Genomic DNA, 16,659 nt, shown 5'->3' with positions numbered 1-16,659 from the left:
CCTGTTAGTCGACAATATTAATTGTTTCACTACGGGGCTTAAAAACCCATTCAATGAGGCGCCGATTTTCGACCGAAATCTTAGCCGATAGAGTCATCCCTGGTTTAAGAAGAGAGCTTCCAAACTTATTGCGCCTAGAAACAGAAGGCTGCACAAGCACGCGGTATGCCCCTTCCTTTTCTTCATGGCCCAGAAAGTTTGTCAATTCGGCAGCAGAGATTGACGCATTCGTTATCGATTTAATTTTTCCTGGCTGCCAACCATATCGATCTGAAGGGAATGCATCATAGCTAATTGCCACGTCATCCCCGGCCTTTAGAAGACCCACCGAGCGATTTGGCACCCACAGCTCTACAACAAGCTTGGCGTCATCTGGAAGAATAGACATTAGCGGCAGAGTGTCGTTTATCGGCTGCCCAATGTGCGCGAGCAGGCCAGTTACGACGCCATCATTTGGTGCTCGTATAATCAAAGCGCGAGTCTGCTCATTCTCTGCTTTCGCGCTCTGTACATCAGCAAGCTGTGCGGAAATTAACGAAATCTGATCGTTCGTCTTCGTTGATAGCTGCGAAAGTTCAGCTTGGGTCTGCGCTAGATCTGCGAGCACTTGAAGGCGCTGGTCGTTGAGACTTTCCACCAAGGATTGTTGCTGAAGTACCGAGTCGTGCTGTTGTGATAGCTGATATCCGCTTATGACATCAACAGCCTTTATCCTCCATACTTCATATATATCTTTAGCCGCAGAATAGCGCTGCTCTTGGGTCCGGATTTGGGAATCAAACCTTAGCTTTCGTTGTTCAAGGATCTCAATCCGGCCTTTCATCTCCTTCTCTCTGAGAAGAGCTAGATTTTTCTGTGACTCAATGGAAGCTCTCAAATCAGCAGACTTCCTCTCAAGTTGCTGAGAGATAATTTCGCCGGTGTCACCCAACGCTACGCTTGTTCGCTGCAGAGTTACCTTTATAACTGGTTCTCCCTTTTTTACTATCTGGCCCTCTCGCACGAGAACAGAGGTAACGATGCCGCCGCGAGCATTCGTTGCGAATATAGACGATTGACCTGAAGAAGGCATAAGCCTACCAGACACATTTTCTGTTTTTGCATAGCGACCAAAATAGCCGAGTGCGAGTATGGCCATTAACAGCCCCGAAGCGAGAGTGAAAAATAGCCATCCAATTCGAGGAGGCGATAGGCTGATCTCACCATACTTTTCTATTTTCTGAGCATCTATCGCTTCTTGACGAAACAGTGTCACGACGCCAACCTCTTCTCTCGAATTATCTTCGGCCCATTAATCTTATTATCAAAATATTTACACTAGATCTTTCTAGCCTGTATTTAATCGCGCGCGACTGGTGAATTTCTTAAATGAGTTCCTTGTAGTCCTGGGTATCAACAAATCTATTGGTTTTTAAGTCTTCCTTTATTTTTACGTAAAGCTCTTCCCGAACAAGATCGTGTAACGATGTTTTGCTGCATTCGGCTTGCAAAGAAGAACCAGCTAGGTGCGCACAAAAAAAGTCGCTAGCAACGTCCAGCATTCTAATTTCCGGCAAAATCATTTCCACCCAGAGAAATTGCCCTTGCTGATTGGCTTCGAGAAAAACGTAGTCACCTCTTTCGTCAACGATGAAGTCAAAGCAGGCGATCTCTATTTGGAAAATTTCCATGTAGGCCAAGCACTTCAGCTTGACATCCTCTGGAAGGCGGTGGGGTGATGCGTACTCAGAAACGACGCTAATATTTCTCCAGTCCAATTCACCTTGAGCGGAGCGCTGAGAATCGATCTTGATGGTCCGATCTTCTTTACCGAAGAATGTCGATCTTACTTCGTATAATTTATTGACCTTACGCTGATATATTCCGGGAACAGCCGATATAACTCTATGGTTAGTGAAATCAGATGCTTTTACGCTCGCCGTGTACATTGGCTTGACAACACCTGGTTCATCCCAAGCCATTGGGTAAAACGTCTTGTAGATCGCGCCATCACCATATTCGAGCGATCCTACAAAATCTTCAATCTCTTGAGGAGCGTTGCTAACCAGCGTTTCGGGAATTTTAAATTTGACATCTAATGCAGTGCGCAATTGTTGAACTTTAGTCTCTGCTCTTTGGTAGTTGCTGATTGAATGAATCCATTTAGTTTCGGCGTCAAGAGCGCTCCAGATCGATCTAAAAAAGGACCGATTTTCCTGTTCAGCGAAGGTCGAGTCTTCTTGCACTACCCACTCGGGTAATGAGATTTGGCTATGCCGTCTCATCCAAACCGCATCAAAAAAGTTGGACCGGTAGCTACGGCTCTCGATGGAGAAGTATGTTCCTGACTTACCCAGAGAGACGCTTGCGAGCTGTGTTCCTGCTATTTGAGGCTGCGGCCAGATCACAACCCTGCGCCCGCGCTTCGCCAGGGCAGCAGCAACGCATATCCCGTGTTCGTCAAATGCATGAGATATGATAAGGAGGCTCAAGTTTCACCTGTAAGAGATTCCGAAATTAAGAGGGGCGCCTTTTTAGGCGCCCCAGATCTAATTTAAATCGAAATTAGATCGCGCGGATGGGACGATTTTACTTATCGCCGTCCACACTATCGTGCGACACGCCGCCCGGATCGGTGCCAGTCTTAATCGTTGTCTGCGTAGCAGCCAACAGTCCGCCGGAAACCTTCTTCAACTCCTCGATGGAAAGCTCGCGTGAAAGCTTGTATCCCAAGATACGATTATCATTGGTATTCATAATCATTCTCACTCTGTTAAAAGATGCAAGAAAGCTTCGAACTTTGCTTGCATGGGGAATGCGCAGCACCTCCGCGCTCAGGACCAGGACTACACCTGGCAATTCTCTTTTACCAAAAGATTCGTTGCTCTGAGCTTGGCTTGCCGTAATTGCGATCAAGTATCGCAATAAACTGCAACTTCAGAAGTCATACTATTTATTATTGATCTTTGAGTAGTATTCTTTAATCGGATCGAGATTCATTAGTTCGCGCCGGACATCGACTTCATTTGGACTCGAGTAAGGGATAGGAGATGTTTGACCATCTGCGTTGTCCCTTCCCTGAGTACCGTATATCTGATCTTTCTTCATGAGCATGGCAGTGCGATCAGCGAGCAGGGAATAGCACTCGCGAGGCAGTCTGCGCTCCATCATTTGCTCCGAGAACTGATCGAATCCTTTTATCATTAGTGTGAGGTCAGCCGAATGCTGAAACATCAAGAAAACGTCGAATACGTCTCTTCGTGTCAAAGCGCTTCCGCTAAAGAGAGTATTGCTCGTAATTTTTTCTGAGATCCATACTCCAGCAGCCTCGTCTTGCTTTTTCGCTGCGAGATAGGATGGTGTGTCTGTTTTGAATTCGTCGGACTGCCAAGCCTTCCTTGTTTCGTCTGATCGAGATGAGACAGCCTTCAGCTCGAATCTCGTTTTATTTTTAATGTCCTCATCAAGGCACTTGTAGATAGTCGCACTGGCGGTTGGTGCTGCCAAGCCAAGCTGCGCCCTATCTTCAGCGAGACGAGCCTCTATTTCATAGGACTCGATTCCAAGGTTGTCTCTATGCCGGTTGAACAGGAATTCTTCATCGGGAGTGACACCAGCACCGACAATGGTTCCAAAGTACTGATCCTCCTTAGATTCCTGAAGCGCCTGATCCGTCAACCTAGCGAACTGATATGGACTTACATCGAGTTCGGTCCTCGATTCAAGGAAATCTATACCTGATTTCCGCGTAGCATCGTCTGTTGTAGAGGCTACGAGTGCAGCTACTTTTTCTACTAATGGCGAGCATTTGTCTTGACTGATATTTGAAACCAGTGAACTCAGCAACCTGGCGCTTTCGCTTGCAACAGGTCGTGCGTTCGAGCGATCAGCTGTGGAAACAGAAACAGCTATAACTGCCGTCGTGAGGACAGTACAGGTCCGTAGAAATCTAGCGATCATTTTCAGGCTCTTAATTACTCGTACCCAACCACTTGCGCACGTATCAGCGACTGATAGTGGAATTCACTTCGCGCCACAGCTTAATTTTTGATCACAGATAGACCAAAAATGTGCCGCCTCAGCGGCTGGCTTATCAATGAGAGCTCTTAACCGTGCTTGGAGCGATGCACGAGCGGTCTACCTGCGAACTGGTACCGCGCAATCGCGATTGGCTATTTTTTTTCTTGTGAAAGCACTGCATGTGCATCCTTTCATCCATGGAAGCGAGTATCAATTTCGCTCGGTGCAAATTTGATATCACGCCAATTTCCTCAGCGCAAGCGCATTTTTTTTTCAAGCCTGACAATTTGCATGCTTCAGGTGTCTTAGGTATCGATATTCACCCATTGGTCTGTGAAGCTTCTCTGTGCGAATTTGCCGCCCGGGGCGGTGACTTGAGCTTCCTCACATTGTTTCAGAGTGAGTAATGCAGCTTCATTCTCGCGCGTTGAATTTTCTTGACTGCGAGTAGGGAAGGGCGGGCACCACAGCAATTTTCTCGCTATTGCTGCATTGCAACTCCGTTGCGCATGCGAAGTCGGTCACAAATCCCAGTTGCAAGAGAAGTCACCGGTCGAAGGTCGCTTCGGTCGAATAATTTTTCGTCCGCCTTTTAAGTTTTATCTTTTTTTTACTCAGATACCTGAGATCTGCTCTCAGCAGCGTGACTTGATCGATCTCTTACTTATAGTCCATGTAGTCGCCGATGGAGGAAGGCGCATCGCAACAGCACAGGAGCTGATTTAGTTATCGCTGGATTAATCTCTCATGCCTGAACCAGGCGGCAACTGAGAGCTTTAGAAGCGAGATTAATATGTGCAGGCAAAGGGCTGGACCCGCACCCGAATCTTTGCATCCAGCGATCTGAATTAGGCCTACCTCAGGCGCAGTTGGCACACTTGAGTGGACTATCTCGCCAGACCCTGGTCGGAAAAGAAATGGCACCTTGAGCGATCTCGGCGTCAACCGCGTGGGGTAGGTAACGGTACCCAAAGCTGGACACGCAGGCGCGGCGCGAGATGCGCAGCCTGTGCATGGCGGCAAAATGGCCAGTGTCAGCTACACATGCGAATTTTGAGCCCGACTCCCAAGAGCAAGTCTTGGCGAGCGGGGAAGTACCTGCTTATTCGGCCCCGCACCTGACGCATTTGCTCGGCGAAACGCGCGTTCCCATCATCGCGATGGCTGTGGAAGAGACGGCCTCACGAACGCAGGTGCCGCCAAAGCAGATCTGGCGCAACGCGACAAAGCTAGCCGGGAATCATTTTCAGCGCACCGTCGGGCGCTGTGGACATGAAGTCCGGGGCATTGCCCGGTGGTCTCTGGGAGAAGACATTCCCGCGAGCGTTGGCGCTGGTCGCCGAGATCAACCGGTGCGGCTGCATCACGATCCGTCCAAGGAGAGCGAACGGAGGGTGCTGATGTTCCATACTACGACATGAGCTCTATTCCTACGACCAGATTCGCCGTGGTGTAGCATTCAAGATGATTGATCGGGGCCGCGCTGACCAAGCTGTGTTGAATCCGATGTTCACCACATTTAATCTAACTACCCTTGTCTTTGACGGTAGTTTCGACGGTTATCCAACTAAATCAATCATTGAGGAACTTTTAAATTCAACAATTTAGATGACCTACCGATGATTGAGTGGGAGTGAGCTGAGCACCGCGCTGCTACGAAAACGCCGCCTTCAAGGCGGCGTTTTCGTTTGCGGAGTCGCAGCGCCGATCAGCCCTTGGCGGCGTTGTAGCGGCGCTCGACTTCGTTCCAGTCGACCACGGCGTAGAAGGCGTCGATGTATTCCGGGCGGCGGTTCTGGTACTTGAGGTAATAGGCGTGTTCCCACACGTCCAGGCCGAGGATCGGGGTCAGGCCCTGCATCAGCGGGCTGTCCTGGTTGGCGCTGTTCTCCACGCTGAGCTTGCCGGCCTTGCTCACGCACAGCCAGGCCCAGCCGCTGCCGAAGCGGGTAATGGCTGCCTGGGTGAAGGCCTTCTTGAACGCGTCGAAGCCGCCCAGTTCCGCGTCGATCGCCGTGGCCACGTTGCCGCTCGGCGTGCCGCCGCCGTTGGGCGACATCACGGTCCAGAACAGCGAATGGTTGGCGTGTCCGCCGCCGTGGTTGGTGACGGCACCCTTGATCTTGTCGGGCAGCTCGCCGATGCGCGCGACCAGTTCCTCGACCGGCAACTCTGCCCATTCGGTGCCTTCCACCGCAGTGTTGAGCGAGTTGACGTAGGTCTGGTGGTGCTTGGTGTGGTGGATCTCCATCGTCTTGGTGTCGATGTTGGGCTCCAGCGCGTCATAGGCGTAGGGCAGGGCGGGCAGGGTGTACGGCATGGGGAGCTCCTGGTCAGTTCAGGGTTGTAACGGGCGGATGGGATGCCTGGAGCAACCGCGCAATGCCGGGATGCTCGTGGGTACGAAGAAAGTGCTGCAGCTCCAGATGGCTGCGCTGGCTGTGGCACAGGGCGGCATCGCGCCAGTCCTGGGGCAGGCCCGGGTCCAGCGCCATCTTCAACAGGCGCAGGTGGATGCCGACCAGTTCGTTGGCGGCGCGCTCGGCATCGCCGGCGCGATCGAGCGCTTCGGCCAGGTTAAGGCGCGAAACGGTGTAGGCCGCGATCGCGGGATCGGGAGGGCTGTCGCTGGCCAGTAGCGGCTCGGCGGCGTCCACTGCCTGCCGGTAGATTGTGATGGCGTCATCCAGCTTGCCCTGCGCGAACACGGCATTGGCTGCGCGAGTCAGCGCTTGCCAGTGGTGCAACGAATCGGAAGGAAACCGGGGCTGGGACATGGACTTGGACGCAAGGACGTGCCGCAAAGGGCAGGGGAGTCGTCGTTGCGTCTGCAGCGCGGGATCGGATGAAGCCTCGATCGCGGCGTTGCACGTCAGCGTGGAACTGGTGATTCCGTGTCCCCATTATCCACCGTGTCCGGTAGCGATGCGTGAAACGCTGCGCCGCATCGAGGCAACGCCCGTGCGGCGCCGTTAGAATTCGATCCCGTCCACCACACGACACGCCTGAGCTGATGTCATCCAGCGCGCCCCACGACTCTGACGAAGCTGCCGGCACCGAATGCGCGGCGCAGGACGTGGCGTGGATGCGGCGTGCGTTCGAACTGGCCGACATCGCCCAGCACGAGCGCGACGAAATTCCGGTCGGCGCGGTGCTGCTGGATGCCGATGGCCAGTGCATCGGCGAAGGCGGCAATCGCAACCGCTGCGATCACGACCCGACCGCGCATGCCGAGATCGTGGCCATGCGCCAGGGTGGCGCGCACCTGCAGAACCATCGCCTGGTCGGCTGCACGCTGTACGTGACCCTGGAACCCTGCGCGATGTGCGCGATGGCGATGGTCCACGCGCGCGTGGCCCGCGTGGTCTACGCCGCCGCCGATCCCAAGACCGGCGCGGCCGGCAGCGTATTCGACCTGCTCACCGATCCGCGCCACAACCACCGCGTGCAGGTCACCGGCGGCGTGCTGGCCGAGGAGGCCGGCCGGCGCCTGACCAACTACTTCCGGGCCAAGCGCGGCCGCCCATTGCTGGACTGATCAGGCTGCGGCCGCCGACGCTCCCACTTCGTGACGGGGCGGCGACAACCGGCGCGTCAGCCAGATTCGCACTGGCGTCTCGAACAGGCGGTTGACCGCCGAAGACACCAGCACCGAGACCACGATGCACAGCGGGATCGAGACCCACGCACTTGCCTGCTCGAACAGCCCCATGACCCGCATGACGCCGATCACCGGTTCGTGCAGCAGATAGATCGAAAAGCTCGCCCGGCCCAGTTCACGCATCAGCGCATTGCCCAGCAGCGCGGTGGACGCTGCGGTGCTGTAGGAGAAGCCCAGCACTGCGATCGCGGCGAACAGCGCACGTGGCAGGTCGGCGTAGTACCAGCGCCCGTAATCGGCCACGGCCGCCGCAGGAAATAACGGCAGCAGCATGAATTCGCCGGGCAGGGCAAGCAGCACCAACGCAATGACGCCAACCAGTTGCAGCGCGCCTTTGGCGAAGCCCGTCAGCGGCCGGTGTTCGGCCAGCCACCATCGCACGATCGCCACGGCTACGCCGAACAGGAAGATCTGCAGCTTGGACACGAACAGGATGCCCGGCAGCCTCGGCGATGCGGCGTAGCAGGCCACGGCGAACACCGCCAAGGCCGCCAACGCGGCCTTGCGCCAACGCACCGGCAGGGCGGTGATGCCCCACATCAACACGAAGAATCCGTAGAACTGGAACTCCGGCCCGACCGACCAGAACACACTGACTTTGCCGGTGAACAGCAGGTGGCGGGCCAGCTCCAGCGTATCCATGTGGTAGACGCTGAAGGCATCGAGCCCCAGGTGATACGTGGAGAGATAGCCGAGTACCACCACTGCGTAGTACAGCGGCACGATGCGCGCGGTGCGGGCCGCGCAGAAGCGGCGCACCGAGACCGCGTTGAACGACTGGCGCAGGTGCAGGTGCGCCATCAGGAACCCGCTGAGCACGAAGAACAGCATCACCCCGGCCGGGCCAAGGTTGTAGATGTCCCAATTGAACATGTGCAGGTGCGAGATCAGCACCACGACCGCCGCCAGGCCACGCAGGCCATCCAGCGCGGGCATGTGTTCCTTGTCGAGGGCGGGATGCTGGGAAACGCTTGAAGCGGGGGCAGGATCTGCAGGCGGTACGACACCGCCTGTCTCAGCCTGCAGTGGGGGAAGCTGCATGGTGGACTCCGCGCGTGGATTGGATGCGTCTCGAAGGTGCCGCGCAAAGCCTGAATGACTTCACGTGACGTCTTCAAAACTGAATACGCGGAGTTGCACGGAGTTCGGCCACGCGACCGGCAATCAAACCGTCAGTAGCGCTAGGCGGATTTCAGGCGCGGGCGATCTCCCGACGCGTCGCGCCGAGACGCATTGAGGTGCGGCGTTTCTCAGGCCGTGCGCGCGATGGCGCTGTGCGCACCGCTGGGCGTGAAGCGGCGGGTGATCCAGAGCCGGGCGGGCGTTTCCAGGATGCGGTTGACCAGCGAGGCCAGTAGCACGGTCGCCACGAGGCAGCCGATGCCTGCGACCGAGGGATTGAGCCGCTCGAACAGGCCGAAGTAGGTCATGACGTCGATCACCGGCCGATGCAGCAGGTAGATCGAGAAACTCGAACGGCCCAGCTCACTGACCAGCCCGTTGCCAAGCAGCAGATCGGAGACCTTGTTGCGATACGAGAACGCCAGCACCACCAGCGCCGCCAGCAGCACGCGCGGCAGGTCGGTGTAATACCAGGCGCTGATCTGCGCCACGTCCTGCGCCGGAAACAGCGGCAGCAGCATCTGGTGATACGGGAACAGCATGCCGACCACCGCAGCACAGGCCAACAGCTGGAGCGCCCCGATCCCGCGTGCATCAGGCTGCTGGCCCCGCGTGGCCAATGCATGTCGTAGCAGCGCGATCGCCACACCGCCCAGGAAGATATGCAGCTTGGAGATGAACAGCACGCCCGGCAGATACGGCGAACCGAAGTAGCAGGCGATGGCGAACGCACCCAGCACCAGCAACGCCAGCGTGCGGGCCTTGCCGTGCAATGCCGTGATGCCCCAAAGCAGCAGGAAGAACCCGTAGAACTGGAATTCCGGACCGACCGACCAGAACACGTCGGTCGACCCGACAAACGCCAGCAGCCGGACAAGCGCCACCGTGTCCATGCGGTAGTGGAAGTCGGCCTGGGTCAGCACCGACACCGCATAGGCGATCAGCACCACCGTGTAATACAGCGGCACGATGCGCGCCACGCGCGCCACGCCAAAGCGACGCAGCCGTTGCGCATCGAACGGCTGCTGCAAGTGCAGGTGGGCCATCAGAAAGCCGCTCAGCACGAAGAACAGGAACACGCCGGTCTCGCCGAAGTTGACTTGCTCCCAGGCCCACGTCTTCGTCGGCAGGTGCGCAATCACCACCGACAGCGCCGCCAGTCCGCGCAGGCCATCAAGCGCGGGCATGTGTTCCTTGGCCTTGCCCTTCGTCGTCGTGTTGACGGAGGGCAAAGGCGGTGCGTCGGGCAACGCGATCGTGCCCTGTGCAGCCTGCAGGTGGGGGGATTGCTGCATGCCGGACTCCACTTTTGTTTGTGTGATCACCCAGGCCGATGCTGTGACTGCGGCAGGTGATGCAGGGCGTACTTCCACCCTGATGAACGTCGTTTGGTGCGGGAAGGTGCCAAACGACCCTACACGCAAAGCGCGTCAGGACCCTGCGGTATGATGAACAACCAAGTTGCGAATGTCCCAACCCATGAATTCAGTCCCAAATAACAGCCACCTGATCTGGATCGATCTGGAGATGACGGGGCTGGATACCGACAACGATTCGATTCTTGAAATCGCCACGGTGGTGACTGATTCGCAGCTCAACATCCTGGCCGAAGGGCCGGAGTTTGCCATTGCCCATTCGCTCGACACGCTCGAGTCGATGGACGAGTGGAACCGCAACCAGCATCGCCGCTCCGGCCTGTGGGACCGCGTGGTCTCCAGCTCGGTCACGCTGGGTCAGGCCGAAGCGGCCACGGTCAGCTTCCTGTCCGAATGGGTGCCGGCCAATGCCTCGCCGATGAGCGGCAACTCGATCTGCCAGGACCGACGTTTCCTGCATCGCCAGATGCCGCGGCTGGAGCGCTACTTCCACTACCGCAACCTTGATGTCAGCACCTTGAAGGAGCTGGCGCGCCGCTGGGCGCCCGAGGTGCTGGAAGGCGTCAAGAAGCAGTCCTCGCACACCGCGCTAAGCGACGTGCACGATTCGATCGCCGAGCTGCGGCACTATCGCAAGCATCTGGCCAGACTGGCCTTGCCCACAGGGGCCTGACCGCCGGTTGATCAAGAAAAAAGGGCGCCCTCGGCGCCCTTTCCTGTTCCAGTCACCTCATGCCTCAGCCGTTGTGGCCCGGCTCGTTGTCGCGCGTCTTGGGCGGCGACTGCAGCGCATCCACGGGCACCGTCGTCAGCGCCGCTGCCGGAATGGCCGCGCCGTCGGTGCCCAGATGGTGATAGACGTGGACGTCGCGCTGCGGGAAGGGAATGCTGACGCCGTTGGCATCGAACGCCTTCTTGATGTTTTCGGTCAGGTCGCACTTCACCCCGAACCAATCGTTGTTCAGGACATGGCAGCGCACGCCCAGGTTGACGCTATTGTCGGCCAATGCATAAACCACCACGTCGGCCGCGGGCTCTTGCAGAATGCGCGTGTCGCCCTTGAGCAGTTCACCGATCAGTGACTTGGCCTTGTCGATGTCATCGTTGTAGCCGATGCCAATCACCAGCTCCACGCGGCGGCGTGTATCGGGCGTCAGGTTGATGATCTCGCTGCTGGTGATCACGCTGTTGGGCAAGATGATCGTCTGATTGTCCGCACCGCGCAGACGCGTCTGGAAAATGCTCACCGACTCGCACTTGCCGGTCTGGCCACTGAGCGTGACCACATCCCCGACGCGGAACGGCTTGAGCGTCACCAGCATCACGCCAGATGCGACGTTGGACAGCGAGTCCTTCAAGGCCAGGCCGATCGCCAGTCCGGCGGCGCCGACCACGGCCATCAGCGAAGCAGGCGCCACGCCAAACACCGATTGTAGGATCGCCAACAGCAGCAGGACCAGCAAGACAACATATAGCACCCGTGCGATGAACTGCACGGCAGTAGGTTCGAGTTCGGCGCGCGTCATGCCGCGGGTGGCGATGCCCGCGAGCCACTTGGCCAGGCGCAGGCCGATCCACAGGACCACCAACCCGATCAGCACGCGTGTGCCCACGCCCAGTGCGATCCCGGTCCATTGTTCCTGCCGTTCGGCGGTCCACCAGTTTTCCACGTCTGTTCTCCTTCACTAGTCTGCTTTTCAAAATACAGAACCCCGCACTAGGCGGGGCTCTGTCGTATTGCCCTGAAACGTTACCGAGATGGCGTTCCGATCAGGCGGCCTTGAGCTTGGCCAGGCGCAGCCAGGTATCGACCACGGTGTCAGGGTTGAGCGAGACCGACTCGATGCCTTCCTGCATCAGCCACTCGGCCAGCTCCGGGTGGTCCGAGGGACCCTGGCCGCAAATGCCGACGTACTTGCCCTTGGCGCGCGCGGCCTTGATCGCCATCGACAGCAGCTTCTTGACCGCCAGGTTCCGCTCGTCGAACAGGTGCGCGACGATCGACGAATCGCGGTCCAGGCCCAGGGTCAGCTGGGTCAGGTCGTTGGAACCGATCGAGAAGCCATCGAAGATTTCCAGGAACTCATCGGCGAGCAGCGCGTTGGACGGCAGCTCGCACATCATGATGATCTTCAGCCCGCGCTCGCCCTGCTTGAGGCCGTTGGCCTCCAGCACCTCGACGACCTTTCGGCCTTCTTCCAGCGTGCGCACGAACGGGATCATGACCCACAGGTTGTCCAGGCCCATCTCGTTGCGGACCTTCAGCACCGCCTTGCACTCCAGCGCGAAGGCTTCGGTGAAGGACGGATCGACGTAACGGCTGGCGCCGCGGAAGCCGATCATCGGGTTCTCTTCTTCCGGCTCGTACTTGCTGCCGCCGATCAGGTTGGCGTACTCGTTGGACTTGAAGTCCGACAGGCGCACGATCACCGGGTTCGGCGCGACCGAGGCGGTCAGCGTGGCGATGCCTTCGGCCAGGCGGTTGATGTAGAACTCCACCGGCGCGCCGTACCCGGCGATCTTGGCGTCGATCTTCTTCTTCACCGCCGCGTCCTGCGTGTCGTATTCCAGCAGGGCCTTGGGATGGATGCCGATGTGGCTGGCGATGATCATCTCCAGGCGCGCCAGGCCGATGCCGGCGTTGGGCAGCTGGCCGAAATCGAACGCGCGCTCCGGGTTGGCCACGTTCATCATGATCTTCAGCGGCGCCGGCGGCATGTTGCCCAGGTCGGTCGTGGTGCGCTCGAACTCCAGGATGCCGTCGTAGATGAAGCCGGTATCACCCTCGGCGCAGCTGACGGTGACTTCCTGCCCGTCCTTGACCAGCTCGGTGGCGTTACCCGAACCCACCACGGCCGGCACGCCCAGCTCGCGCGCGATGATCGCGGCATGGCAGGTACGGCCACCACGGTTGGTGACGATGGCCGACGCACGTTTCATCACCGGTTCCCAATCGGGATCGGTCATGTCGGCGATCAGTACGTCGCCGGGCTGCACGCGATCCATGTCCTCCAGCGAGCGCACGACGCGGGCCTTGCCGGCGCCGATCTTGGCACCCACGGCGCGGCCTTCGGCCAGCACCTTGGCGTCCTTGGACGACAGCGCGAAGCGTTCGATCTGGGTGGCATGGCTGCGCGACTTCACCGTCTCCGGGCGCGCCTGGACGATGAACAGCTTGCCGCTGACGCCGTCTTTGGCCCACTCGATGTCCATCGGGCGGCCGTAATGCTTTTCAATGACCAGCGCCTGCTTGGACAGTTCCTGCACGTCCTCATCGCTGATGGAGAAGGTGTTGCGCAATTCGGCAGGGGTGTCCTCGGTGCGCACGCGTTCGCCCGGCACGTCCGAATACACCATGCGCAGGGCCTTGCTGCCCAGCGAGCGGCGCAGGATCGCCGGCTTGCCCGCGTTGAGCGTGGGCTTGTAGACGTAGAACTCGTCCGGGTTGACCGCGCCCTGCACGACCATTTCGCCGAGGCCGACCGAGGAGGTCACGAACACCACGTCGCGGAAGCCGGACTCGGTATCGAGGGTGAACAACACGCCCGAGGCGCCCACGTCCGAACGGACCATCAGCTGCACGCCCGAGGACAGGAACACGTCCTCGTGCTTGAAGCCGTGGTGCACGCGGTAAGCGATGGCGCGGTCGTTGTAGAGCGAGGCGAAGACTTCCTTGACCTTGTGCACCACATCGTCGGCGCCGGTCACGTTGAGGAAGGTTTCCTGCTGGCCGGCGAATGACGCGTCGGGCAGGTCTTCGGCGGTGGCCGAGGAGCGCACGGCCACGGCGACTTCGCCGCCGCCGTTTTCGTCGCACAGCTGCTTGTAGGCGGTGCGGATGTCGGCATCCAGCTCCGGCTGCAGCGGGGCATCGATCACCCAGCCGCGGATTTCCTTGCCGGCGGCGGTCAGTGCGCCGACGTCTTCCACGTCCAGCGTGGCCAGCTTGTCGAAGATCCGCTTGGACAGATCGTTGTGGGCGATGAAGTCCTTGAATGCTTCTGCCGTGGTTGCGTAGCCACCGGGAACCGAGACGCCCAGCTGGGCCAGGTTGCCGATCATTTCGCCGAGTGAGGAATTCTTGCCGCCGACGCGGGCGAGGTCGGACAGGCCAAGCTCATGCAGCCACAGGATGTTCTGGTTCAAGCGCTACGCTCCTTGAGGGACCTGGGGATTCGGCGCAAAAACGCGTCGGGCCGTGGTCCATTGAGGGGGGGAGAGGGTGTGCTAATGATGCAGCCCGATATCGCACTGCACAAGCAATGGTGCGATATTGGTATCGTCAGTGTCCAGCACGAGGGATGAACGTAATGTCGAGTGTCCGACCGGTCTTTTATGTTTCAGATGGAACCGGGATCACCGTTGAAACGATCGGCCATAGCCTGCTTACCCAGTTCTCCGGGTTTTCCTTCATCACCGACCGGATCCCCTTCGTCGACGACATCGACAAGGCCAGCGAGGCCGCCGGGCGCATCCGCGAGGCCGGGCTGCGTCACGACGCGCGCCCGATCGTGATCCATTCCATCGTCGATCCGGCCATCGCCCATCTGCTGGAATCCAGCGGCGCGCTGATGCTTGACGTGTTTGCGCCTTTCATCAATCCGATGGAGCTGGAGCTGGGTGCGGTGCGCCAGTCGCGGGTCGGCCAGGCGCACGGCATCGTCAACTTCGAGGCCTATCACCGGCGCATCAACGCGATGAACTTCGCCCTGAGCCACGATGACGGCATCGCCATCAACTACGACGAGGCCGACCTGATCCTGGTTGCGGTCTCGCGGGCGGGCAAAACGCCGACCTGCGTCTATCTGGCGCTGCATTACGGGGTCAAGGCGGCCAACTATCCGCTGACCGACGAGGACCTGGACAGCGACCGCCTGCCGCCGCGCCTGCGCGCCTACCGCAAGAAGCTGTTCGGCCTGACCATCGATCCCGAGCGGCTCTGCCAGATCCGCCAGGAGCGCCGGCCTAATTCCGGCTACGCCAAGGCCGAGACCTGCCGGCGCGAAGTGGCCGCCGCCGAGAGCATGTTCACCACCGAGCGCCTGCCCACGTTGAGCACCACGCATACCTCGATCGAGGAAATCGCCAGCAAGGTCATGTCCACGCTGGGCCTGCAGCGCGAGATGTTCTGAGCAATGGGGTGGGCGAGGGCGTCGCGGCCGCGGGTTGGAAACGGGCGGCCGGACCCTCAAATTAGGGCCTGGACACGTGGGGCGTCAATGCTGCCGTTGGCGCCTGACAGCGTGTAGGATCGAGCCATGCCCGCCATTCTCTCCCGTGCCACACACCTGCCCAAGCTGGGCCGTTTCGGCTGGCTGATGGCGCTGTACGCGGAAAATTACGGGCGCCTGGCGCGCCTGTTCGCCCCGGCCGACCTGACGCCCGGGCGCTATGTCTCCAGCATCGGCGACGGGCTGGACCTGCATCTGGATGTGATCGAGACGCACCGCTATACGGTCGAGCTGCGCCTGACCTACGGCATCATCGACCCGCAAACCGGCGAGCCGGATCCCTCTGCTTTCGTGCGTGTTTACCGCGATGCACGCCAGGCCGAGGCGACGCACTGCTATGTCGGGCGTCGCTGGCAGGACGTGATCGGGATGTTCCCGCCGCCGGCCGAGCTGATCAGCCACCGGATGCGGATGAACACCTTCCTGGGCAAGTGGGTCGAATACTTGGCCGAACGCGGCCACGGTGTCGCCACGCTGCGCCGGGTGGAAGAGGGCGAAGTGATTGCCCGTGTCGAGGCCGGCGACGCCGCCTGACTCGGTTGCGCCGGGGCGAATGCCGCCCCGATCATTGATGCTTCGCGTTACCAGAAGTCCGGCAACGGACGCTTGACGATGGCGTCGTGGCAGTCGATCTGCGATTCGATATGCATCCGCGCCAGGGTCAGATAGTTGGCCTTGGGTCCACCGCCGGACCCCGTGACCTCGCCCAGGTACTCGCTACCGGCCCAGACCCGTCCAATCCACGTGGCCTCGTCTTCGCCGATGGTCAGGGTCACGGTGTAGCGCAGGCGGCGCCCCTGCTTGTCCTTGCACAGATAGACGGTCGGGAACTGCATGGTGAAGCTGTCTTCGCCACTGCGTCGCTGCAGGAACTTGCGCAGCTCGGCCGTGGCCGCGGTTTTGGCGTCGACATCCAGCAGGGTGAACTCGTCGCGGATGTAATCGGAGTGTTCGAGGAAGTGCTCGATCGCCTCGCTCGGCGCATAGCCGTTCCTGCGGATCCAGCTGGCGAACGCCGCTTCATGGCGTCCGTTGGGGTTCTTGTCTGACTTCGGCATCGAGGCTCCTTGCGGCTTCATGAGGCGGGCGCATCCGCGACGGATGCCTGTTTATTTTCATGAATTCACGATGCGGATCAGATGAAGAAGACTGCCGCCCGGCCTTCATTTGTTCCTAATCCTGTCGCGCGATGCCGCCCGCACCCACCGCGATGAAAGGACGCGCGCAACAAAAAAGCGCAACGGATGTCCGCTGCGCTTTGATGCAAAAC

At 59.0% G+C, this 16,659-nt stretch carries 15 protein-coding genes; 4 read left to right on the top strand and 11 right to left on the bottom strand.

The window, feature by feature from the left end:
- Positions 1-4: 4 nt before the first annotated feature.
- The 6 genes from BMZ17_RS07320 to BMZ17_RS07300 all read right to left on the bottom strand — a co-directional run bounded on the left by BMZ17_RS07320 (position 5) and on the right by BMZ17_RS07300 (position 6,776).
- A complete protein-coding gene (locus BMZ17_RS07320) occupies positions 5-1,255 on the bottom strand; it encodes a putative HlyD family type I secretion protein (RefSeq protein WP_139202815.1) in 1,251 nt (416 codons plus the stop codon).
- Positions 1,256-1,364: 109 nt separating this feature from the next.
- Complete coding sequence (locus tag BMZ17_RS20865) at positions 1,365-2,471, bottom strand: MvdC/MvdD family ATP grasp protein (RefSeq protein WP_139202814.1); 1,107 nt, start codon at positions 2,469-2,471, stop codon at positions 1,365-1,367.
- Positions 2,472-2,568: 97 nt separating this feature from the next.
- Positions 2,569-2,736, bottom strand: coding sequence for a bacteriocin (locus BMZ17_RS21125; RefSeq protein ID WP_175485496.1), 168 nt, complete (start codon positions 2,734-2,736; stop codon positions 2,569-2,571).
- Positions 2,737-2,928: 192 nt separating this feature from the next.
- Positions 2,929-3,939 (bottom strand): hypothetical protein, encoded by a 1,011-nt coding sequence (locus BMZ17_RS20855; protein ID WP_139202812.1) that lies wholly within the window; start codon positions 3,937-3,939, stop codon positions 2,929-2,931.
- A gap of 1,768 nt (positions 3,940-5,707) precedes the next feature.
- Positions 5,708-6,319, bottom strand: coding sequence for a superoxide dismutase (locus BMZ17_RS07305; RefSeq protein ID WP_093137652.1), 612 nt, complete (start codon positions 6,317-6,319; stop codon positions 5,708-5,710).
- 13 nt (positions 6,320-6,332) lie between these two features.
- Positions 6,333-6,776: a tetratricopeptide repeat protein gene (locus BMZ17_RS07300; protein ID WP_139202811.1), complete on the bottom strand. Its 444-nt coding sequence runs from the start codon at positions 6,774-6,776 to the stop codon at positions 6,333-6,335.
- A 236-nt stretch (positions 6,777-7,012) separates the two neighbouring features.
- Here BMZ17_RS07300 and tadA point away from each other — a divergent pair, with 236 nt between their 5' ends.
- A complete protein-coding gene (gene tadA, locus BMZ17_RS07295; protein ID WP_093137648.1) occupies positions 7,013-7,537 on the top strand; it encodes a tRNA adenosine(34) deaminase TadA in 525 nt (174 codons plus the stop codon).
- On the opposite strand, the gene BMZ17_RS07290 is transcribed toward tadA, so the two are convergent.
- Complete coding sequence (locus BMZ17_RS07290; protein ID WP_254775208.1) at positions 7,538-8,596, bottom strand: acyltransferase family protein; 1,059 nt, start codon at positions 8,594-8,596, stop codon at positions 7,538-7,540.
- 314 nt (positions 8,597-8,910) lie between these two features.
- Positions 8,911-10,077, bottom strand: coding sequence for an acyltransferase family protein (locus BMZ17_RS07285; RefSeq protein ID WP_254775207.1), 1,167 nt, complete (start codon positions 10,075-10,077; stop codon positions 8,911-8,913).
- A gap of 184 nt (positions 10,078-10,261) precedes the next feature.
- On the opposite strand from BMZ17_RS07285, the gene orn reads away from it, so the two are divergent.
- The gene (orn, locus tag BMZ17_RS07280) at positions 10,262-10,831 is read left to right on the top strand and encodes an oligoribonuclease (protein WP_254775206.1); all 570 of its coding nucleotides are present in this window, start codon (positions 10,262-10,264) and stop codon (positions 10,829-10,831) included.
- Positions 10,832-10,895: 64 nt separating this feature from the next.
- On the opposite strand, the gene BMZ17_RS07275 is transcribed toward orn, so the two are convergent.
- Together BMZ17_RS07275 and ppsA are read right to left on the bottom strand one after the other, a co-directional pair.
- Complete coding sequence (locus BMZ17_RS07275) at positions 10,896-11,828, bottom strand: mechanosensitive ion channel family protein (protein WP_093137639.1); 933 nt, start codon at positions 11,826-11,828, stop codon at positions 10,896-10,898.
- Positions 11,829-11,928: 100 nt separating this feature from the next.
- Positions 11,929-14,304, bottom strand: a complete 2,376-nt coding sequence (gene ppsA / locus BMZ17_RS07270; protein WP_093137636.1) for a phosphoenolpyruvate synthase — start codon at positions 14,302-14,304, stop codon at positions 11,929-11,931.
- A gap of 164 nt (positions 14,305-14,468) precedes the next feature.
- Here ppsA and BMZ17_RS07265 point away from each other — a divergent pair, with 164 nt between their 5' ends.
- A complete protein-coding gene (locus tag BMZ17_RS07265) occupies positions 14,469-15,290 on the top strand; it encodes a posphoenolpyruvate synthetase regulatory kinase/phosphorylase PpsR (RefSeq protein WP_093137633.1) in 822 nt (273 codons plus the stop codon).
- Positions 15,291-15,416: 126 nt separating this feature from the next.
- Positions 15,417-15,923, top strand: a complete 507-nt coding sequence (locus BMZ17_RS07260) for a DUF1249 domain-containing protein (RefSeq protein ID WP_093137631.1) — start codon at positions 15,417-15,419, stop codon at positions 15,921-15,923.
- Positions 15,924-15,970: 47 nt separating this feature from the next.
- Here BMZ17_RS07260 and BMZ17_RS07255 read toward each other — a convergent pair whose 3' ends face one another.
- A complete protein-coding gene (locus BMZ17_RS07255) occupies positions 15,971-16,447 on the bottom strand; it encodes a hypothetical protein (protein WP_139202810.1) in 477 nt (158 codons plus the stop codon).
- Positions 16,448-16,659 lie beyond the last annotated feature (212 nt).

The sequence above is a fragment of the Pseudoxanthomonas sp. GM95 genome, assembly GCF_900109775.1.
In the GTDB taxonomy this organism is placed as follows: Bacteria; Pseudomonadota; Gammaproteobacteria; order Xanthomonadales; family Xanthomonadaceae; genus Pseudoxanthomonas_A.
This window is presented reverse-complemented; position numbering and strand designations above follow the sequence as displayed.